Raw genomic sequence first — 18,207 nt, forward strand, 5'->3', positions numbered from 1 at the left:
CATGCAACAAGCAAAGCGCCATCACTTTGTCCCCAAGGCCTACCTCAAGTCTTTCTGCGATACGGACGGAAAGCTACTCATCTATCGAAAAGATGATCCCAGCAATCCGCTGCATGTCAAACCCGATGCCACGCAGTTTCGCCGCTACTACTACTCACAGCCGATTCCAGGTGGCGGCCAAGACAACAACACGCTTGAAGGCTTGTTTTCGGCCATCGAAAGCAGTTGGCCTGAGACGGTCGTCAGACTCCATCAACGCGAAGATGTGAACGATCGGCTTATCAACATCTTCGAGTTCATGTCACTGCAACGTGTTCGTGTTCCTGCCGCACGAGACCTCGTAGAGGCTACGCTTGCACAGTCGGTCAAAGATACCGTGAGGGTCTTGCTGGCCAATGGAACGCTACCCCCGCCTCCCCCTGGATTGGAAAACATCGCCGAACTCGTACAGGTGTCTATCGACCCTCATCAGAGCATTCACGCAATGGCAGACATGCTCAAGGGAATGAGCAGTCTTTACGATCGGCTAGGATTCGCAGCGATCCATAACACGACCGACCGTCGCCTCCTGACAAGCGACAATCCTGTTTTATGGTTCGATCCCGCAGTTCCTTTCACGGAGCAACGGCCCTACACCATCGATCCTGATGGCCCAATCGCTCTTCTTTTTCCAGTCAGTCCAAAGCTGATCATTGTGGGTTCCACGGAGTACAGAGAGACATTCGGTCAACACGGACTCCTGCATAGTAGTGCCGATGATGAAGCTACTATCGAAGCAATGAACAGGCAGATCTGTCGATTCGCGTATGAGGCGGTGATCGCAACCGATACCGGTCATGAAGAAATGATCTTGGAGTTCGCAGACGTATCGCCGGTTCTGGAAACTACCAAGACGAAGACGGCCGACGGCCTACTGACACTGGCTCAACAGTCATTCGGGCGACGCTTGGCGAAACCCAAGTGGAACCCAACTTAATCATTGATCAGGGCGAAACTGCAACGGGTCCCGAAGATACACATGGATCTCGCTGTTCTTCCACACCGTACACCGCGGAGATAGTTGAATCGGCTGAGGCGCCCGTCCGGCCAAACAGAGCTTTCGCCATGTCTCCCGGCTGACGTCTATAAATGGCGCGATTTGCCTCCAGCGCGAGTGGACAACGTGCAGGAGGACATTCGGGAGCCCCTCTATGGCCGGCCTCTCATGCATTGGCGTCCGCATCAGTAATTCGAATCGTTCGCCGCAGCGCGCGATACGTACTTGCGCAGTTGCCAGTCCCGGATCTGAAGCAAGGCATTCGCCCACTGTGCTGGCGACAGCGACCTCCACGACGCCTCCGGTTTGGGCCACACACGCCGAACGCGGAAACCGTCGATGTCATGCCACGCGGGACTGGTAGGATTCGCCTGCTGCGCGGGCGTGTAGAGCGCAACGAACGCCGGCAAGTTCGCCATCTTTGCCAGTTCCCGAATCACACCCGTGGGCTTCTCCTGCCCGATGTCTTGCGCAACCTCGACAAGAGCCAGTGGGAGTTTGTTCCCGTACCCGTATTCGACGAACAACACGCTATCAAGGTCGGCCATCGTAAGTGCCTTAGCCTCACGTTTCCCGATGTAGCGGCTAATAGATCGCGACCGGTGCCAAACACCATAGGACCGGTCGCGAATCAGGAATTGTTCTTCTTGCATCTTCGTTGTCCCTGCGCTCACCAGGCATGACAGGACCCGCCCTCAGAACGCACCACCTTGAATTGGATCACATCGACTGCGCCAACAGGTCGTCCGCCGTCTCGCCAGCCTCAACGCCTTGTGCGTGTATGTAGGTGATCGCGGTCGCCACTAACCCCAGTGCATGGCCGCTATCGGTCGGCCCTACTTCGATGACATGCCGCACAAGTTCCAGCAGTCCCTCCGCGTGAAAGAGCGCATTACTCGCGTCATACATTGCGCTAGCAGCAGCCTGCCAAGAAATCCTATTCTCAGTCATGGCCTACCTCTGCACCCCTGACATGACGATCTGCTCCGTCCGCCAATTGATCGATCTCTTCGAGCATGAAGTGTGAGAGCGAATTTACAGCGCCGAGCAGACCGCCAGCCAAATGGCCATCGAGAGTTGGCTCGCAGCTATCCTTAGCGACATCGTTCGCAATTAGGATCTGGGAGATAGCACTGATACCCACGAGGCCTTGATAGACATGACTCAGCGTCAAACTTGCGGCACCAGCGTCCAGGCCGCGCGCTCCTACGCGTTCGAATGTTCGATTTAAGAAATTCTCCTGAGCGGCGGCTTGAGCATTGCCCTTCAACCACTCAGACATCAACTCATCTTCCGTTTTCGAAGCAGCGCCATCGATAAAGGCTTCATTTTTCATATCACACCCCAAATTTTGATCAGGCTAACTAATCGTCAACTTCAAAAATTTGCATCGTCAAACGGAACCAGGTCACGATCAGCAACAAGACCAAGGTTCGTGAAGTCCGGCACGCCCCGGCGAGCGTCTATTGCCCATATCGGCGATCCCAGCACCTCCACTTTCCAGTCGTAATACATATCCGCCGCCCTGCCAACCACGCGAACAACACGAGTCGTCGAAGTGGTCGACAAAATCGCAAGTTGGCCGGCATGAACTGGCACCGAATTCGATCGCATCGATACTTGAGTACGCATAGCTATCCCCTCATCGCTGTGGATTGGCATGTCTGTGGATCACGGTGATTTGATGATATACACCACGGTGGTCCATTGTCAACACCACCGTGGTCCATCATAATTGCGACATGACACGTGAAGATCCACAGATGAAGCTGCGCCTGCCGGTCGAATTGAAGGACCGGCTGACTGCGCTCGCGGAGGAAAACGGCCGATCGTTAAATGCAGAGGTCGTGAAGCGGCTCGAAGAAAGCCTCGAACAAGGCGCGAAGGAAGCGCCAGTTGATGACCGAACGATGGACCTCTTCGCCGACACCGTGGCCGGTAAAGTCGTTCAGGCGCTGGATGAACGGGAGAAGAAGCGCGGAAAGCGCTAAGCGACATGAGGCATGTGCGCCCTTTCACGGCGATCGATTTCTATCGTTCGATGGTCAAGCCCACTGTCGACGAATACCTCGCGGAAACGCGCGACATTAGGCGCGGGCGCCTAGCCGCCATCGTGCTATATCACATGGCCGATCATGCCGCGCTCGATGGTTATGACGGGGCAGCAATGGGTGAGCGGCTTGGGGCGCTGAAGTTGGAATTGATTGCTTCCTGCCCTGATTTCGCACTCATTTGCGACATTGCCGACGCGTCGAAACATTCTCGCCTTCAAGTCCGACTGAAAACCCCAAGGCAAATTTCGACGGCCGGACAGGTTTCTCGCCCACTAGGTCTGTTCAATGCACCCTTCGGTCAAGGCGTGTTCGGTGAGGCAACGTTGGTGACGGTGTCGCTCGACGATGGGACCGTGCGCCCACTCGCCGGTATCGTGCGGGCAGTGATGATGATGTGGGAAAACAAGCTGTTTCCTGTCGGCCCCTTCCAACCGCCGGAACCATGAATATCACCAAAATCCTAAACATAGCGAGCGCCGCTATTGGCGTGCTCGGAACCTTCTTGATGTACAAAGGAACGTTCGGATTAGTTGCCCCAGGCGCCTATATGAATACTGCCCTGCTGGCTGAAATGAAAAAAGGCAACGATCGTCGGCAGTTGCTTCAGCGCGCCGGTTTGATTCTGCTCACGATCAGCTTTTTCATGCAGGGAGTCGCCCAGTTCACTCCTGAGTAATCGAGGTGATTTGGCGGGTTGATGGCGGGTCGAGATGAACGTCCGGCTCGGATGCTGCGCCAGAGTTGGAGGCTGGGAGGAACCTAGTTCCGACGGCATGAAAAGCCCCGCTCGGGGCGGGGCTTTGGACGAGCATAGGTCGATCAGGAAACGTGCTTGGCAATGTAGTAGACAGCGCCCACAAGAACTGCGACCGCGCCGATGATCTTCCACGTCATGGTATGAAGTGTTTCGTGGAGGTCTGCCTTCGTCGCTACACTTTCCAGGCGCGTCTCAATCCTCGTGAGACGGTCACGAGTCTCAAGACTAGCGGCTTCGAGCGCTGCGATTCGAGATTCCATCCCTCCATCATTACCTCCGCCGCCGCCCCCGTCAACAGAAAACGCGTTTAATGCACGCTCCTGCCTGTTCAGTCGATCCATCAAGCTGTAATCAGGATTTGCCATGTTCGCTGGCCTTTTCGATCAATTCACGCGTTTTTGCCAATACCTCATCAAAACTGGTGACTGCAATTTCTAGCGCATCGTGAATCTCTTTTTTTACCTCATCGGGAGAGTCATCCGATACAACGATTGCAAGTTTCGTCACCGCTTTGAGCGTCTTGTGCTGGCAATCCATCAATGCAAAAACGACTTGCGCGATTTCTTTATTCACGGAAGCTCCTAGTTACCGCCTATTGGTCGACCCCAACCGATATATGACCTCGCCAGCAATCTGCTGCCTCGCGTCTTCTGTTTCCACTGCCGCCATGAAGTCGCCCGGCTCACGCACGTTCCCGACTCCCTCCGACACTTTTTTGAGGCGGAAGTATAGACTAACGACAAATTCATTTGCGCACCCTATAACCGTCGATGACGCACCGCTTCTTCGGTTCGTGCACGCCCATTGCAGCCAGTAATGGGCCAACGGTAAACCGCCCGTTCTTAGTCAGACGTTTTACTAGCGCCAATCTTTTCGAGATAGTCGCCCCACCACTGCATCATCTTCGTCGCTCGGGCGCAGTTCATCTGCCGGCCGAGACGCCGCGCCGCTTCCGCTCTTACGCAGCCTTCGGTGGCTCGATCAGCGTGGCTAGGCGCCGGATCTCCAACGCCATGCCAAGAAACCGCGGCGTCCAGCCGGGGATAGGGGTCGTCCCTTTGAGCCAGCGGCTCGGCGTGTTCTTGTCGACGCCGGCCATGCGGCAGAAGTCGGACTGCTTCCAGCCCAATTGGTCGAGGGCGGTTTGAAACTCGTCAGGTGTCATATGCCTTGCGCGCGCGAGGGGCGATCATGTCCGGAGCATAGCACGTCTCCCCAAAAGCGGAGATACGAGCACCTTTTCTCCTCAATTTTACATAACCTCGAATTATCAAATGTGGAGAAGTGAATAACTTTTCTCCTCTTTCCGGGAGACGCGCACCAGGACAGGCAGTCAAGAAATCGCGCCCTACGCCTAATTTTTGAGCAAATCATGCAGCCAAAGTTATCCACAACCAGGCCCCAGATTTGAACGATCATCCAACTCATTGGCAGATCGACTTCCATCCGGCCCCTACATGCCTCCCTCTCAAACTTCAGAAAGGTCACGAGACAGCACGGCCACCACCAACTCCAAGAGCGGGCTACCCCCAAAAGGGTTGTGGTCAGCAAAGACAGCTTGCCAAATCACTGCGTTCATATACGTACACATCTCCCGTCCCTGTTTTTCTGATCTTGACTGATATAGCTTATCTCGAAACGCACTGTTTTTTTATACAGTAGTGGCGACGTGATGAAGTCGCGGTGGGCTTACATCTGGGAGTACGGGTTCATGGGCCCCGAAACGAAAATGCCGCCTCGATGGGCGGTTGTGTTGTTTGAGCTAACTAAGCTCTATTCGAAAGAAGTCGCTATGGAATATACGAACTGCTGTACACTTTCGCCCATATTCCTGAGCGCAGAGGCATAAATCTATGCAATTCGCATCAGAAGTATTCAATTGTCCAGAATGTGCGGGTCGCTTACTGTCCCAAACAGATCGCATCGCCTGCAGCGCTTGCGATTGGCAGACCCACAAACATGCCGGTGTTGTCGATATCCTTCCCCGAGCGCGCGAATCCAAACGGAATCATGTCGACGTCTCAGAATGCGAGCGCGCACTTATAGCGAATCTGGGTTTGCCTGGAGATGGCGATGACCTTCTTGCGATCAGGGCAGCTCTGGAACCTGTCTCGTCAATCGGGAATCCATTTTTCGATGCTGAAGAAAACCTTTTCTTGGATCGGTTCAATATTTCCAATTTCGATCCGAAAGTAACTCTCGGGCCGCTCTATCTTCCGGATGCCGTTGGCTTGGGCGATTTTTTCCATGGAGCAGTACGCATCACCAACAATGGCGAATTCCCTGTCGACTCGAATGGGGAAAATGCCGTCGTCGTGAGCTATCACTGGCACCGAAATGGTGAGATGGAGATCTTCGAAGGCAATCGAACATCCATCCCTGTTGCGATCAAACCGCATCAATCGGTAACCGTCCCATTCGCGATAACTGCGCCTCAGAACGAGGGACGCTATACCCTGGACGTGACTGTTCTCCAAGAACACAAGCGCTGGCACGATGAGCGAACCATCAGCTCACAAATTCTCATCAGCAGAAAGGCTGCCCCCGTCTACCCCGATATGTCGAGGGAGCATCAATTCTCGGAAGCATTCGATGGCAAGTTGGCAGCCCAATTCGTAGATCAATTCCTCCAGCTCGATAGAAACGGAACGGCCCTGGAGATCGCTGGCGGCATCCGGCCAAGCTTCCGAGAATCGGAAACGGGTCGATACTGGCCTGGCGTGTTCATCAATAGTGACGTTTCGATTCGACTCCTGCGGATAGCTGATCTTCTGGCCCGGCGATGCGGGCACCCGGAAACCATACAGGCACGATTCGACGCAAACAGAATGCCAATCAATGCCGGTTCCGTTGATGTTGTTTTTGTATCTCGCGCGATCCACCATTTCGAAGACCTGCATGCGATTTTCAGCGAAATCACGCGAGTCCTGAAACCCCACGGCCAGTTGTTCCTTTTGTGTGAGCCGGTCGGCGTCGCCTACGACGAATTCACCAAGAATCTGATCTTGTCGGGAGTCAACGAACAGGTGTTCCCGCACGGGATCTATGAGCGATCCGCAAAGGCCGCCGGCCTGCGCCTCAAAGAGACGCAGTGCGACTGGGGCTTTTCGTTCAAGGGGATGTTCCGCAAGGAACGCCCCTAGCGATCAGTGGTGCCACATTTCACGCCAACAAGCGCACCCTGTCTGGTCATACCAGAGGGCGATCGTCGTTCCCGCGGCAGTCGTCATGTTGGCTCCGGACGTGAGAGCGATGTTGGCGTTGTTCGTCAAAGTCAACGCGCCGCCAAACGTGAGGATGATTTGACGATCTGCCCAATACCCAGAGATGTTGGTAATCGTGGTGGAACCTGTCACGAGAAAGTGATTGTATTCCGCCGGCGGCGCGAGCAAAGCAGCACTGGCAACTGACGGAAGCGATTGACTGTTGCCACCGAACAATGTGTTTCCAGCTGGCAGGTCCGTATATGCAACCTTTGCGATGCTCACCTGGTTGGCTAGCCAACCGACTAGTCCAACAATGTACGGGCCCGCGCCGCCGTTGATGCCCGTGAGAATTGCGCTCCCGATTACGATTCTCGCGGTAGTCGAACCAACGTTGATCGCGTAGGAGCTTGATTGAGCAACGTAGAGGCTAGAAATCTGGACAACTGGGCTCACTGCGGCAGCGGTCCAAATGCAGCTCGCGCTCGCCACCCCATTGCTATTGCAATACATATAGTCAATAGCCGGATTACTAGAACTTTCGAATACAACTCCGGGCGTGGTCCACGCTTCCAGTACATCGAACTTGCTCTGGTTGTTGTTGTACACGTACATGCCCATAGTCGAGTTCGTGTCCAACCAGACATGTGAGTAATGGACGTTCCCATTTGCTCGCGTGTCAACGCCAACAGCATGGCCGTAGTCAAACAGTTCCATGCGGCTATCGTCGTTGGGGCCGGGCAAGACTTGGACGCCGATACCAGTTCTTGTATTGGTTGCCGACGTTGCAGCTACCGTCCCCCACGGCCAATTCCGGATTTTGAAGTAGGAGGTATCGTTGCTCGTACCGATGATCACCGCCCCTACCCCAGTTGCCGGGTTTGCATCGCACTCGACATTCCAGCGCTGATGATCGCCACCATTTGTTCCATCAACACAAGTCGCAAATCCGATGATCAGAGCATTTATCCGAACGTCATTTGCGTCTCCGGTCGCCAGCGTGATCGCCGTACCCGCATAGGCGCTCGGTGTTTGAACCGGGATCGTCATCCCGCTCCGAACAATCACTGCGTCGATTGCTGAGTTGCTCGACATGGTGATCGTCGCAGTGCTCGCCAGATTAATGTGAGAAGGCGGCGTCGTGTACAGGCCCATACCCTGCGGATTGTTCCCCGCACACTGCTTCACCGTAACGTTGGCCGGGATCGTGACGTTCGACAGGATCGCGTAGTTCTTCGTGCAGTCGAGGAACACGAGGCCGCCCGGCGTGCCGAGCGCGGCCATGGCGTTCGTTAGCGCCGTCGCATCGTTGGTCGTGCCGTCACCGACGGCGCCGTAGCTGTCGATGTATGCAATCTGCGCGAAGCGGCTCGCGAGCGTCTGCGACACCGCGCCCGTACCGCTCGCCGTGTACGTCAGGTTCGTGGACGGGATCGCCAGGCTGCCCGCGAACGTGCCATTCAGCGTCGGATTCGAGATGGTCGGCGACGTACCGAGCACCGGCGCTCCCGAGCCAGTCGCCGCATTTGCAAGGCCGGCCGCGACGCCCGTGCCGAGGCCCGAGACTCCGGTCGAGATCGGCAGCCCGGTGCCGTTCGTCAGCGTGATGGCCGACGGCGTGCCAAGGCTCGGCGTGACGAGCGTCGGCGAATTGGACAGCACGGCCGAACCGGTGCCGGTCGACGTAGTAGCGCCGGTGCCGCCATTGGCGACGGTTAGCGGATTCTGCAGCGTCAGGCTACTGAACGTCGGCGACGGAAATATTTGTGCGGATGCAATCACCGGTACGGTGAGCGCGAGAAGTAGAAGTCGTTTCATTGAGGATCTGAAATAAAAAAGCCCGCTTGGAAGCGGGCTATGGACTGAATGGTAGGCAGATCAGGAAATCGAGAGGAGACCGTCGTTATTCCATGGGATGCCAGCTTTCGACGGGAGTGTGGAGGGAAGGCTTGCCATTAACAGCTCGGGCTCGTTGGCGGCGATGTACTGAAGGAACTCTGAGACGGCCATGCTGCATTCAGCCATTTGCCCGTTTTGCTCCTGTTGAATCGTGACGGTTTCAGCACCGGATAAAGGTTGAGGAAGGACGTAGATGGTCATGATTGACTTCGAGTGGGAGTGACGACGTAACGACGATCCACGCCGCGCGAAGAGCTGGAGCCGTATGTCATCGGGGTGGCCCGCGAACGGGGCATAGGAACAACGAAAACGGCCTATGGTGGGCCGATTGGGGAATGGGAAATCAGCGTTGCGCCGGTTTCATGGAACCATCATGCAGTTGACGACCGTTACCCATTGCTTCGCATCGGCCGCGCGGAAATTGCCAATCTGCCGCAGCTCTTGGACGATGAAGTTATTCTGAAACGTTGTTTGATATTTGATGCTTGATGGGTAAGCAGTTTGCGTAGTCGTGACGAATCCCGGAAGATTTTGCAGCCCCTCGGGCATGCGGACGATCGAACCCATCTGAAGATCAGCCCGCGTAACTAGCTTAAGTTGGATCGTATTTACATTGATCCATGTCGGTTGACCTACAAAGTCCGTGAATGCGAGCTGAATCGGCGCTGGCTTGTAGTTCGTATCGAAGACAACTATTTTCCCGGCCTGAACACCAATCGTCACTCGGTTATCAAAAACCCCTTCACTGATGTCCCCGATGACCTGCGCCAGTTGGTCTAGAGTGTCATAAATGCCGATCTCGTCGTGATTCTGAACGAGGTTTGTGCCGACATTGATTGAGATTGGCGTATTGGGATAGGCGACGTCCAACGTTTGGAGCAGGGCATCCGAAAGTTCGGTCCCGGATCTCCAGTTCAAAACGAAGTTGCCAGGATTGTCGGAGGTGTAGATTCCAGGGAGCACCACGAAATCTAACGTCTGATTAACGCCCTCCCAGTTGCCGAAGCACTGGTAAACGAGGCCCTTCAAAATCGTGCCAGCCTGCGCTGGGTTGGCCAGTGGAAGGCCGGCACGCATCCCCGCTTTCAACTCCAGCGTCATGCCAGCGTATTGCTGAGGTTGCGTGAGGTCTTTTAGGGCGATGCCGCGCAGCATGACCGTGGATGCCCCGGTGGGTGTCCCGTATGGGCCAATCAGCGCATCAAACTCGATTTGGAGAGCGCCCGGATCGACGACGTTGCTTAGATGCGATTCCCATAATCGGATGGGCTTAGACGCACCGGAAGGGGTGATCGAAAGAGAGTAATACCTCATGATTTCTGTACCACTTCGTTTCGATCGAGCAATCGGTGAATGGCCTCAATGGGCCACAAGAGGCGACCGTTCAAACCCTTGACTGGCAGCACGCCCCAGAAGTCACCTTTAGCACAAAGACGTTGATAAACGGTCGCGGGAGCAATACGCATGCAATCTGCGACCTCCTTTGTTGTCATGAAACGAGATGCACTCATACTTTGCTCCTTGGCAAAAGAAAAGCCCGACGGCGTGATGCCAGTCAGGCTGATGAATAATGGGGAAACAGTCTGTCAGGGTGTCGACGCCAGCATCCGGGACATGCCAGATTGGTGAGCGTTGATAGCACGGTGGATGCACTCCAACACATCCAAATAATCACGCTCGTATCGCGACCATACGGAACACCTCACGCTGCATGCGGCGGCGCGCTCTTCGTCGGTATAGCGTCGCTCACCGCTACCGTTGCAGGTGGAACAAGCGACGACCTCATTCGCATTGATCGGAATCGCCATTCGGCCACCACAAGCCGTGCAACGATCATCGAGGAATTCGTGCAATGCGGCGTGGAAATACGGGCTGGGAAGGTTCTGCCGGCGCCGAGCAAACTTAGAACGTAGTTCCTTGAAGCAAGGTTCATAGGCGCTTCGGTCGAAGCCGTATTTCAACCGGTACAGGTCCGCTCCTAAACGGGACCTCGACATGCCACGCGCCGCCAGTACATCAACATCGGAAACGCGGGATTCCGACCAAGACAGGTTATGCGAATTGATTGCATGAATCTCGCGTCGCCGCGAGCGATATAGATTGGCCATCGACACTTCCTTTGGCAGGCCGCTTAAGAGCGCGACCCGAATTTGACGCGCGACTCTTCCTTACGAATGAGTCGGCTTTTATGATCTAGTACTTGGTCGAGTTACCCGGCAGATCACTCGCTGTTTCGAGGAGAGCTATCCGGACCTGACCTTAGTCTTTGTTATCGCACTATACCATTATACATTCATTTTTTATTATTTTCATGAGTTTCTATATCAAAAAAACGATACAATCGTCAGATCAATATAGATCAATCCACATCACTACATGGACACACCCCACATTGCCGCAAATATTGCGTTTTGCTTACTGTTGATCCTTGCATTTCCCGTCGTTGCAACAGCGATAGCATTAGCTGCAGACCGCGTGATGGCGAAGCTTTTTTGTAATCTAGTTGTACCATCGCTCCAGCACCTCTATTTTCTAGCCAAGAGGTACTACATATTCCAAAAAATCGAAGGAATCTCGCTCGCAGTTCTGATGAGGTTTTCGTCACCGTGGGTTCGATCTGGGCAAATCGCCATTTCTTGCATAACCTTCTGGTTGTTCTATCTGTATATGGACACTGCAGATGCGTTCAATGCCTGCCTCATCTTGGTCGTGCTTAGTATCATGCCCCTTGCAGCTCTGGCGATCCTTCTGTGCAACGATGACCGAATAAAGAAGGCATTCGACTGCCCGTTCTGTGTTTGGATTCGATGGACCCTATTGCTGACACTAATTTGGGCGGGACACACTCAAGTAACGAATCGGTTATCCGCGCTGTTTTCTGGGGCATCCCCACATCTTCCCCAGGCGTTCAGTGCAGGTGCATTTTTGTCTGCCATCGGGCTGTTGTCCATCCTGACCGCAATCCTATTGCTTGGGTTTCAGTTGTTGATGTTGTTTGGATTTGGAGTTACCAAAAATCATCGCAAACAGGTCGGCACGGGGCGCCTAGCCCTTGCCACAGTCACCCTTGTTTTGACTTTTTTTCAATTCGCCGTATATTTTGGTGCACAAAATGCCCTTGGAACATCAAAGGTGAGCGATCTGATTATCGCCCGGCTTGCTTACGATTTCGACATGCTCAACGAAAGCACATGCACGGGGAAGGCTAGCAATCGAAAAATCGTCTACGTCGGGACCGACCAGTCAAGAGCGTTCGTGTTCAGCAATCCCGTCGCTACAATGAAGCCAGCAGAGCAAGCAAAGCCAATTCGGCTGCTGAGCGGTAAAGAAATCGACGCTCGACTCCCGAAATATCATGGTGTCGTAGAGTGCCGATATCCCAAGGCATGATGCCTCGACCGTCCTCGCTGCGATCGTCATGGCGGCTTGGCCGGTGGTCAGCGACGCGCTATGATCAGTGTTCAAAAAATGAGCTACGGGGAAATCACGATGATCCGCAACCTCCTCGCTACCGCGTTGGCAGCGTCTCTTGCCGCATTTACACTATCGCTTTTTGGATGGCAGAGTCAGGCAAGCGCTCAGACAACTATCCATCTCTCGCATACGGCTACCATTCTTTCCGATTGCCAGGACTTAATGCGCAAGCTCCGGGAGCGATATGGCCGAGCGCCGTTGTGTATGGAAGTGAAGGGTTTAGGCGGACGTAGCCTTACGGAGCTTTCCGGAATCGTCGGGCTAAGTGACGACATGCAACAGGTTTGGTATCAAATGCCGCTCACGGTGGACGCGATCGACCGAACCCAGTATCGCTATAACGAAAACGATCTTCGTAACGTCGCTGCAATGATCCAGTACTCAAACCGGGGGCTTACCGATAGTGAAATGGGTCGAGTCGTTATCAAAGCCACCTGCACGCAATTCGATAGCAGACTGAAGGCGATGCGAGAAACCGGGAAGCTCACTGAGAAGCAATATCTGTCGGCTTTGGCTGATTATCATAAGTCCGCGGCCGACTGTACAAGGTGAAACACGATCGCCCATAGCGCATGAGAATCAATAAGCCACAAAAAAGCAAACGAGGCCGCACCGAATTGCTCGTCGCAGCCTGCGTGGGTACCGCTTCGAGACTCAAGCCTCGCTGGTGAGCTTGAGCCGCTGGCGACAGTCCCTCAGGAAGTCCGCTACGAGCCGCCTCTCCTGCTCCCACTCGGACGAACGTAGACCGTGCTTCCGTGCGTTCTGCGCAGATGTCGCCTTACCTTCCAGCGTCGTCGGTCCGGTCGATCGCTCCCATGGTTTCCATCGCCTGATTGCCTCGGCCTGCTTCGCCCGCCGTTCCGGTGTCCAACCATTCGCCATTCTGGTGCTCCAAAAGTTCGTTCGTCGTTTCTTTTTTTTCTTCACGCGCGTAGGAGGGCGCCCCAGACCCGTTGTTGACCTGCTGAGGGCCGTTGGCGATATTCGCCTGCTTCACGAATGCCACCGGTCGCGGATTCTTGATCTCGGCAAGCGCTTCGACCGTTGAGCGACATTGAGACTGCGCCTTGAGTGCCAGTCGCAAATACGACTCCATTTTCGCCATGTGGTCACATTGAGCTGATTTCAGCGCTAGTGTGTTGAACATCAGATCGAGTGTATTTGCCTGGGCCGTAAGCATAGCCTCCAACCCAGCAAGATTGCCCTCCTGAACGCTCTTTGCTTGTTTCAATAACTGCTCGGAATAAGCATTCAGACGAAGCTCATTGCTAAACATCTGCTCCGCATATGTCATTCCAGCGGACGCGCCACGGATGATTGGTGTCGACGCGATTACCGCATTTCGTTCGTGCTCGTCTTTGAATATCGCGCCCTCGATTCGCAAAACTCTTTTGCTCGGATTCTCTGAGTCATTCTCTACGGCGCCAACAGCCGACGCATTGTCTCCATTCGTCATGAGGCTACTCCTCGCCATTTGTTGCTCCCGCGCACGCACGCGCGTGCGTACTGGTCGCATGATCGACGTGATCACCGCACCAAGCCCACCCAATTGCTTCCAGCGGCTCGTCGTCGCTCGCGAATGCATTCGTGTAAATGGTCGGCCCGATACCGTTGGCGACACGCGGTTTCACCGCCATGGCTTGCGCATCCCCCTTGGTCGTGATTCTTGGCCGCCTGTCGACCGCACCTGTCACCCATCCATCAATCATCGGTCGTCTCCGCCGGGATTGCCGCAACGAGGTCAGCAACCAAGTCCTTGCGTGACTGGGCCTCAAGAATCAAGCGGAGAATCGTCTCGCCTACGTCCGCATAGGCCAGCGTGCTGAAACTGCGGCCGGCGGCGATAGTCACCTTGCCCGGCGAGTGCGGGATAAGGTCGATACTCAGCTTTGCCGCCGAATTGCCATAAACTCCCTGAATAAAAGTTTCCAGCATCGTTTGCTCTGGAACCTGTAGGTCCTCGTACGCGTATGCAAGGTCCGATTGCTCCTCGATGGTGAGCGGGATTTTCCATTGCGCGTCGTCGGTCTCCGCAATCACATGATCCGGACGCTTTTTCGGTTCATTGCGGATAGTCACATCACGTTTCCCACCGGTGTTCACCGCGCCCTCTGCTTTTTCATTAGCTTTACTGAACATCTTCATTTGTATCTCCGATAGCTTTCTAAAATTGATGTCCTAGTTGCCGAAACAGCAACCGTTACCGAATGAGCAACTGGAGTTACCAGCTTCCTCAGCACCTGATCCACCTTCAAAAGGAGCCGTCTTCATTGATACCCTCCCGGTAGTCGATCTGGTCGAAGCCGCAACTGCGTGACGGTTTCCGGTTGCGATTCACGTACGCAACCGGATCGAATTTGCCGGGTTGCTGCCGCACAGCCTTTCCGTGCACGCGCGCAGCCTGTTCCCCCTGGACGGTCAGGACACATTGCCCATCGGCAAAACGCCATATGCGGAACCAGCCATCGCGCACACTATTCCGAAAGGCCGCCCGCCAGTCCCGGTATTTCTTTGTCGGGTTGTCGAGATGGCGTTCACGAAACTCAAGCCATGCGATCTCAAGGAAATCATCCGGAATGCCGGCGCGCTCCGCGTAGCCATAGATCGAGTCGTCGGAAGGGATGGCCTTTTGGCCAACGGCCTTGCACGCATCAAGGAACTCGGCCATCGTGACCTCTTCCTGCCGACGTTTCCGTTTCGGTAACGTTTCGGTATCGGGCAGCATCGATTGCTGGTTCATCGGCGCACCTCCTTCTTGGAAATTGCTTGTGTAGATGGCTTCTCTAGAGGGTCACCGTCTGGCGGTGTAGGGAGAGTGGCAAAAACGGCCTCTATTGCACCGTCTGGCGGTGTAGGAAAGGCGGCCTCTACACCGTCTCCCGGTGCAATAGAGGCTCTCTCTACACCGCCTCGCGGTGTAAGGACTGCGTTTTCAAATAGGCACTTCGAACGAAGCCGGCCTCCGCTCCCTGGTCGTACCCGTCCAGTTGATCCAACGTCTGCCACGTCAATGCGTACCAGCTGGCGCGATTCGGTCGGCGCCCCTTTACCGTCTCGTAGATCAATCCAGCCTCTAGCAACTCCTGCTTTGCGCGCTGAATCGTGTCGTAGGAAGTCCAACCGCGGGGTTTCAAGTACGCTAGCGTCGCGATTAAACGCCCGTTGTCGTCCCCGTGGTACTGCCTCGCCATTTCGAGCAAGAGCGACCTGGCAGGGTGAGACAGATTGAGATACGCCCGACTGTCGAGCACGGTCCACGGAATCGCGAGAAAGCCGCCAGCATCGCGACTGGTCTTGCTGTGTCGCCGCTTGTTCCCCATACATCACGCGGCCTCCATCATGTCGACGAGATCCAGTTCGCGTTCAAGCAGGCTGTATCGCGCCACATTGGCGTGCAAGAAACCGTCTGAGTCGACCGCTGAGACGCGATGCGCATAGATGCGATATCCGAGCCGGACAAGCTCCTTGATGCGTTGCGCGGGATGGCTAATACCTTTGGCACGTAGGCTGTAGGTAGTTTGTCCGTCGGACTTGAGATATTCAAGCACGCGCTTACATTGCGCAGCGGCCGACATATCTCTATGATTGACCTTGCTGGTCATCTGGGTCGCGCCCTGGCAGGGGTTGCGGCCCTTGTTGTTTTTGCCGGTCATACGCAGCCTCCTTACGCGGCAACCATGCCGCGCGATTCAGCAATGCGCTTCTGGAGATAGGCATCGAGTTCAGCCTCGATGAAGATGGTCGTGCGAGTGCTAAGTTTCACCGGTTTCGGAAAGCCGACTTCACTCTTGGCGCGAGCCCACAATGTGCTTACCCCGATTCCGAGCTTCGCCGCCGCAGCGGGTGCGCGGAGACCCTTCAGACTGTTTGCAGACATGGACATTTCTCCGTTAGGTTGTCCTGTCTCGTATCGCTGCATCCCACGATGCCTAACGAGACATTGGAACCCATTCCGCACACGGGGAAATCTACGCACAACCTCCGTTTTCAGCTAACAAAAAAGCCAGCAAACCCTTGTGGTTGCTGGCTTTCTGATGATTTGACGCCGCGGGAGAAACTCCTCGCTACCGTGTTCCCCGTTTTTCCCGCATTTCCCGCAATGTCACTTCTGTTTTTTTGCCCACCACTTATCACCTTGGAGAGCCTCGCGCTGCACGGTCAGTGGGTTGTCGATTCGACCGCGCGGGCCGTGTATTTGCCGCTCCTGCATCACGTTCATGACGCGCTTCGAGTAGTTCTTCAGGCTATCCCGCGTTTGTAGGGATGTATCGTGGTCGAATAGTTCGTCAGCAATTCCTCGCGCCTTATCTTGCCAACTGCCCGTGTTGGCCCATTCGGATGGACCGCTGGTACTCACGGCAGAAGTCATTGCGATCTCGGTCGCTTGCTCTGGCGATTCCGTGTTCACAACTGCCAGATTTGGCTCGGCAAGCAATCGTGACTTGGCAATCTCCGGCGCGTGAATTTTTGCCCATTCCCGCAAATCGCCTTTTTCTAAAAGCAAACTCGTGAGCCAGTCCGATGGCAATTGCGCCCCCCGCCACCGCAGTCCGCTGACCTCATATGTCAACGGCAAGGTGTCAGCAAGTGCCACGAAGATATTCAGATATTCGGCCCAAACGACTCCAAATTTTGCGTCGTACTCCTTCCCCTCCCAGCGTTGGCCTTCAGCTACGTCACGGGCGAAACATTCCGTCCATCCGTGCGCGGTCATGCTGATGGCCTCATCCCGCGATAAGTCGTCCAGTTGTTCCGACCACGGAATGAGATGCACGCGGACATCTTCGGGCTTGCCTGGATAACCCCACTTGTTGGTTTCTTTGCGAGCTATTGCCACACGGGCTTTCTGGTGCGCATCTTCGATTTCATCGTTAAGCCATTCGATGAGAGCTGCCGATGAAAGAGTCGACTTCGACGAATCAACACGGGAAATGTGGCTTACGTTCTCGTAGTCCGCAACCAATACGACTTCTGCCAAAAAATAGCCCTGTTCGGCGCAATCGGTCAGGTACGAGATGACGTAATCCCGCAACTTCCCGGTTTCTCTGGCAACGAAGTCGGCAGCCTCATCTAGAGTCAAGCGGTCTGCAAGGCCAGTCGCGACTACATGCTTGATATTCATATGCGCCCTTCGTGCGCAAACCCTCAATTGAAAGCCCCTGCCAGGCCGGTGAAGGTTTCCGGCTCTTCGCTCCGTCGAGCTAGACAGGGGCAAAGCTGTTTACGCTACCGGTCAGAATTGGTTACGCATCGCCCGTCGAGCAGTTCCTTCACTTCCTCCAGCACTTGCACTGCCGGCGGCAAATATTGATCTCGCGCATGGCGGCGGCGCGCCTGGTAGAGGTGAAATAACGCCACATCCAGCTTGCCTTGCACGATTTCGACTTCGTATTCGTTCATCATAGGCGCTTGATATCGATCAGGCCGGTGACAGACCGACACCCAACCGTCTATCATTCGGGGGTATTTTTGGGGGTACAAATCCACTAAATCCCCCGGTCAGCTCCACGCAGTGGCTAGACATGAATTCTGTCGGGGACCAGCCAAGCTTCCACTTCCCCCAGGTTTGCCCCAAAAGTCGCGCACAGCCTTGTGCCGCCTGGACTTTTGCTGCCATCATTGCCAAAGGTTGGCCGAGTCCGACCTTCACGCCTTTGACCCTAGCCCACAAAACTGTCCCATTTGGAAGTGGAAAATTCCGGCATGACGTTGTCATCGAGACCAGGAGGTCATGCCGTGAAGAAGAGCAGGTTCACCGAAGAGCAGATCACATACGCGTTG

At 54.9% G+C, this 18,207-nt stretch carries 27 protein-coding genes; 7 read left to right on the forward strand and 20 right to left on the reverse strand.

Annotated elements, in window-relative coordinates; genetic code table 11:
• Position 1: 1 nt before the first annotated feature.
• Entirely contained in the window at positions 2-976 is a 975-nt protein-coding gene (locus tag GD429_RS08130) for a DUF4238 domain-containing protein (protein WP_152856464.1), read from the forward strand.
• 245 nt (positions 977-1,221) lie between these two features.
• Here the strand turns inward: GD429_RS08130 and GD429_RS08140 are convergent, their stop codons facing one another.
• From GD429_RS08140 to GD429_RS08155, 4 genes are all read right to left on the reverse strand, one after another.
• Positions 1,222-1,584 (reverse strand): hypothetical protein, encoded by a 363-nt coding sequence (locus GD429_RS08140; RefSeq protein WP_227791584.1) that lies wholly within the window; start codon positions 1,582-1,584, stop codon positions 1,222-1,224.
• Positions 1,585-1,756: 172 nt separating this feature from the next.
• Positions 1,757-1,987 carry a hypothetical protein gene (locus GD429_RS08145; RefSeq protein ID WP_152856466.1) on the reverse strand — a complete coding sequence of 77 codons (231 nt, stop codon included), beginning with the start codon at positions 1,985-1,987 and terminating at the stop codon, positions 1,757-1,759.
• The gene (locus GD429_RS08150; RefSeq protein ID WP_152856467.1) at positions 1,980-2,372 is read right to left on the reverse strand and encodes a hypothetical protein; all 393 of its coding nucleotides are present in this window, start codon (positions 2,370-2,372) and stop codon (positions 1,980-1,982) included. Before GD429_RS08150 ends, GD429_RS08145 begins: the two co-directional genes overlap by 8 nt.
• A gap of 41 nt (positions 2,373-2,413) precedes the next feature.
• Positions 2,414-2,668, reverse strand: a complete 255-nt coding sequence (locus tag GD429_RS08155) for a hypothetical protein (protein ID WP_152856468.1) — start codon at positions 2,666-2,668, stop codon at positions 2,414-2,416.
• 110 nt (positions 2,669-2,778) lie between these two features.
• Between GD429_RS08155 and GD429_RS08160 the strand changes: the two genes are divergently transcribed.
• From GD429_RS08160 to GD429_RS08170, 3 genes are read left to right on the forward strand one after another with little or no spacing between them, the layout of a single operon-like run.
• Positions 2,779-3,027 (forward strand): Arc family DNA-binding protein, encoded by a 249-nt coding sequence (locus GD429_RS08160; RefSeq protein ID WP_152856469.1) that lies wholly within the window; start codon positions 2,779-2,781, stop codon positions 3,025-3,027.
• A 5-nt stretch (positions 3,028-3,032) separates the two neighbouring features.
• Positions 3,033-3,536, forward strand: coding sequence for a hypothetical protein (locus GD429_RS08165; RefSeq protein ID WP_152856470.1), 504 nt, complete (start codon positions 3,033-3,035; stop codon positions 3,534-3,536).
• Positions 3,533-3,766, forward strand: a complete 234-nt coding sequence (locus GD429_RS08170) for a hypothetical protein (RefSeq protein WP_152856471.1) — start codon at positions 3,533-3,535, stop codon at positions 3,764-3,766. Before GD429_RS08165 ends, GD429_RS08170 begins: the two co-directional genes overlap by 4 nt.
• Before the next feature lie 143 nt (positions 3,767-3,909).
• On the opposite strand, the gene GD429_RS08175 is transcribed toward GD429_RS08170, so the two are convergent.
• The 3 genes from GD429_RS08175 to GD429_RS08185 form a co-directional block, all read right to left on the reverse strand.
• Positions 3,910-4,212 carry a hypothetical protein gene (locus GD429_RS08175; protein WP_152856472.1) on the reverse strand — a complete coding sequence of 101 codons (303 nt, stop codon included), beginning with the start codon at positions 4,210-4,212 and terminating at the stop codon, positions 3,910-3,912.
• A complete protein-coding gene (locus GD429_RS08180) occupies positions 4,199-4,420 on the reverse strand; it encodes a hypothetical protein (protein ID WP_152856473.1) in 222 nt (73 codons plus the stop codon). Before GD429_RS08180 ends, GD429_RS08175 begins: the two co-directional genes overlap by 14 nt.
• A 385-nt stretch (positions 4,421-4,805) precedes the next feature.
• Positions 4,806-5,012 (reverse strand): hypothetical protein, encoded by a 207-nt coding sequence (locus tag GD429_RS08185; protein ID WP_152856474.1) that lies wholly within the window; start codon positions 5,010-5,012, stop codon positions 4,806-4,808.
• A gap of 688 nt (positions 5,013-5,700) precedes the next feature.
• Between GD429_RS08185 and GD429_RS08190 the strand changes: the two genes are divergently transcribed.
• Entirely contained in the window at positions 5,701-6,990 is a 1,290-nt protein-coding gene (locus GD429_RS08190; RefSeq protein WP_152856475.1) for a class I SAM-dependent methyltransferase, read from the forward strand.
• A gap of 3 nt (positions 6,991-6,993) precedes the next feature.
• Here GD429_RS08190 and GD429_RS08195 read toward each other — a convergent pair whose 3' ends face one another.
• From GD429_RS08195 to GD429_RS08215, 5 genes are all read right to left on the reverse strand, one after another.
• Positions 6,994-8,868 (reverse strand): hypothetical protein, encoded by a 1,875-nt coding sequence (locus GD429_RS08195; protein WP_152856476.1) that lies wholly within the window; start codon positions 8,866-8,868, stop codon positions 6,994-6,996.
• Positions 8,869-8,928: 60 nt separating this feature from the next.
• Complete coding sequence (locus GD429_RS08200) at positions 8,929-9,150, reverse strand: hypothetical protein (RefSeq protein ID WP_152856477.1); 222 nt, start codon at positions 9,148-9,150, stop codon at positions 8,929-8,931.
• Between the two features lie 159 nt (positions 9,151-9,309).
• The gene (locus GD429_RS08205) at positions 9,310-10,263 is read right to left on the reverse strand and encodes a hypothetical protein (RefSeq protein WP_227791586.1); all 954 of its coding nucleotides are present in this window, start codon (positions 10,261-10,263) and stop codon (positions 9,310-9,312) included.
• On the reverse strand, positions 10,260-10,460 hold the full coding sequence (locus GD429_RS08210; RefSeq protein WP_152856478.1) for a helix-turn-helix domain-containing protein: 201 nt from the start codon (positions 10,458-10,460) through the stop codon (positions 10,260-10,262). Before GD429_RS08210 ends, GD429_RS08205 begins: the two co-directional genes overlap by 4 nt.
• A gap of 75 nt (positions 10,461-10,535) precedes the next feature.
• On the reverse strand, positions 10,536-11,057 hold the full coding sequence (locus GD429_RS08215) for a hypothetical protein (protein WP_152856479.1): 522 nt from the start codon (positions 11,055-11,057) through the stop codon (positions 10,536-10,538).
• A gap of 268 nt (positions 11,058-11,325) precedes the next feature.
• On the opposite strand from GD429_RS08215, the gene GD429_RS08220 reads away from it, so the two are divergent.
• Positions 11,326-12,339, forward strand: coding sequence for a hypothetical protein (locus tag GD429_RS08220; protein ID WP_152856480.1), 1,014 nt, complete (start codon positions 11,326-11,328; stop codon positions 12,337-12,339).
• A gap of 99 nt (positions 12,340-12,438) precedes the next feature.
• Complete coding sequence (locus tag GD429_RS08225) at positions 12,439-12,975, forward strand: hypothetical protein (protein WP_152856481.1); 537 nt, start codon at positions 12,439-12,441, stop codon at positions 12,973-12,975.
• 229 nt (positions 12,976-13,204) lie between these two features.
• Here GD429_RS08225 and GD429_RS08235 read toward each other — a convergent pair whose 3' ends face one another.
• From GD429_RS08235 to GD429_RS40335, 8 genes are all read right to left on the reverse strand, one after another.
• The gene (locus tag GD429_RS08235; protein WP_227791587.1) at positions 13,205-13,882 is read right to left on the reverse strand and encodes a hypothetical protein; all 678 of its coding nucleotides are present in this window, start codon (positions 13,880-13,882) and stop codon (positions 13,205-13,207) included.
• A gap of 4 nt (positions 13,883-13,886) precedes the next feature.
• A complete protein-coding gene (locus GD429_RS08240; protein ID WP_152856483.1) occupies positions 13,887-14,135 on the reverse strand; it encodes a hypothetical protein in 249 nt (82 codons plus the stop codon).
• Positions 14,128-14,571, reverse strand: coding sequence for a hypothetical protein (locus tag GD429_RS08245; protein ID WP_152856484.1), 444 nt, complete (start codon positions 14,569-14,571; stop codon positions 14,128-14,130). Before GD429_RS08245 ends, GD429_RS08240 begins: the two co-directional genes overlap by 8 nt.
• A gap of 106 nt (positions 14,572-14,677) precedes the next feature.
• Positions 14,678-15,166, reverse strand: a complete 489-nt coding sequence (locus GD429_RS40330; RefSeq protein WP_193727075.1) for a hypothetical protein — start codon at positions 15,164-15,166, stop codon at positions 14,678-14,680.
• A 583-nt stretch (positions 15,167-15,749) separates the two neighbouring features.
• Positions 15,750-16,079, reverse strand: coding sequence for a helix-turn-helix domain-containing protein (locus GD429_RS08260; RefSeq protein WP_152856485.1), 330 nt, complete (start codon positions 16,077-16,079; stop codon positions 15,750-15,752).
• A gap of 11 nt (positions 16,080-16,090) precedes the next feature.
• Positions 16,091-16,303: a helix-turn-helix transcriptional regulator gene (locus GD429_RS08265; RefSeq protein ID WP_152856486.1), complete on the reverse strand. Its 213-nt coding sequence runs from the start codon at positions 16,301-16,303 to the stop codon at positions 16,091-16,093.
• A gap of 225 nt (positions 16,304-16,528) precedes the next feature.
• The gene (locus tag GD429_RS08270; protein WP_152856487.1) at positions 16,529-17,548 is read right to left on the reverse strand and encodes a hypothetical protein; all 1,020 of its coding nucleotides are present in this window, start codon (positions 17,546-17,548) and stop codon (positions 16,529-16,531) included.
• 104 nt (positions 17,549-17,652) lie between these two features.
• Positions 17,653-17,829, reverse strand: a complete 177-nt coding sequence (locus GD429_RS40335; protein ID WP_193727076.1) for a hypothetical protein — start codon at positions 17,827-17,829, stop codon at positions 17,653-17,655.
• Positions 17,830-18,207 lie beyond the last annotated feature (378 nt).

The sequence above is a fragment of the Burkholderia sp. BE17 genome (assembly GCF_009362305.1).
In the GTDB taxonomy this organism is placed as follows: Bacteria; Pseudomonadota; Gammaproteobacteria; order Burkholderiales; family Burkholderiaceae; genus Burkholderia; species Burkholderia pyrrocinia_C.

Coding starts and splice junctions, on each gene's coding strand:
- GD429_RS08130 (WP_152856464.1), top strand. CDS start 2: ATGCAACAAGCAAAGCGCCATCACTTTGTCCCCAAGGCCTACCTCAAG.
- GD429_RS08140 (WP_227791584.1), bottom strand. CDS start 1,584: ATGGCCGACCTTGATAGCGTGTTGTTCGTCGAATACGGGTACGGGAAC.
- GD429_RS08145 (WP_152856466.1), bottom strand. CDS start 1,987: ATGACTGAGAATAGGATTTCTTGGCAGGCTGCTGCTAGCGCAATGTAT.
- GD429_RS08150 (WP_152856467.1), bottom strand. CDS start 2,372: ATGAAAAATGAAGCCTTTATCGATGGCGCTGCTTCGAAAACGGAAGAT.
- GD429_RS08155 (WP_152856468.1), bottom strand. CDS start 2,668: ATGCGTACTCAAGTATCGATGCGATCGAATTCGGTGCCAGTTCATGCC.
- GD429_RS08160 (WP_152856469.1), top strand. CDS start 2,779: ATGACACGTGAAGATCCACAGATGAAGCTGCGCCTGCCGGTCGAATTG.
- GD429_RS08165 (WP_152856470.1), top strand. CDS start 3,033: ATGAGGCATGTGCGCCCTTTCACGGCGATCGATTTCTATCGTTCGATG.
- GD429_RS08170 (WP_152856471.1), top strand. CDS start 3,533: ATGAATATCACCAAAATCCTAAACATAGCGAGCGCCGCTATTGGCGTG.
- GD429_RS08175 (WP_152856472.1), bottom strand. CDS start 4,212: ATGGCAAATCCTGATTACAGCTTGATGGATCGACTGAACAGGCAGGAG.
- GD429_RS08185 (WP_152856474.1), bottom strand. CDS start 5,012: ATGACACCTGACGAGTTTCAAACCGCCCTCGACCAATTGGGCTGGAAG.
- GD429_RS08190 (WP_152856475.1), top strand. CDS start 5,701: ATGCAATTCGCATCAGAAGTATTCAATTGTCCAGAATGTGCGGGTCGC.
- GD429_RS08195 (WP_152856476.1), bottom strand. CDS start 8,868: ATGAAACGACTTCTACTTCTCGCGCTCACCGTACCGGTGATTGCATCC.
- GD429_RS08200 (WP_152856477.1), bottom strand. CDS start 9,150: ATGACCATCTACGTCCTTCCTCAACCTTTATCCGGTGCTGAAACCGTC.
- GD429_RS08205 (WP_227791586.1), bottom strand. CDS start 10,263: ATGAGGTATTACTCTCTTTCGATCACCCCTTCCGGTGCGTCTAAGCCC.
- GD429_RS08210 (WP_152856478.1), bottom strand. CDS start 10,460: ATGAGTGCATCTCGTTTCATGACAACAAAGGAGGTCGCAGATTGCATG.
- GD429_RS08215 (WP_152856479.1), bottom strand. CDS start 11,057: ATGGCCAATCTATATCGCTCGCGGCGACGCGAGATTCATGCAATCAAT.
- GD429_RS08220 (WP_152856480.1), top strand. CDS start 11,326: ATGGACACACCCCACATTGCCGCAAATATTGCGTTTTGCTTACTGTTG.
- GD429_RS08225 (WP_152856481.1), top strand. CDS start 12,439: ATGATCCGCAACCTCCTCGCTACCGCGTTGGCAGCGTCTCTTGCCGCA.
- GD429_RS08235 (WP_227791587.1), bottom strand. CDS start 13,882: ATGACGAATGGAGACAATGCGTCGGCTGTTGGCGCCGTAGAGAATGAC.
- GD429_RS08240 (WP_152856483.1), bottom strand. CDS start 14,135: ATGATTGATGGATGGGTGACAGGTGCGGTCGACAGGCGGCCAAGAATC.
- GD429_RS08245 (WP_152856484.1), bottom strand. CDS start 14,571: ATGAAGATGTTCAGTAAAGCTAATGAAAAAGCAGAGGGCGCGGTGAAC.
- GD429_RS40330 (WP_193727075.1), bottom strand. CDS start 15,166: ATGAACCAGCAATCGATGCTGCCCGATACCGAAACGTTACCGAAACGG.
- GD429_RS08260 (WP_152856485.1), bottom strand. CDS start 16,079: ATGACCGGCAAAAACAACAAGGGCCGCAACCCCTGCCAGGGCGCGACC.
- GD429_RS08265 (WP_152856486.1), bottom strand. CDS start 16,303: ATGTCTGCAAACAGTCTGAAGGGTCTCCGCGCACCCGCTGCGGCGGCG.
- GD429_RS08270 (WP_152856487.1), bottom strand. CDS start 17,548: ATGAATATCAAGCATGTAGTCGCGACTGGCCTTGCAGACCGCTTGACT.
- GD429_RS40335 (WP_193727076.1), bottom strand. CDS start 17,829: ATGATGAACGAATACGAAGTCGAAATCGTGCAAGGCAAGCTGGATGTG.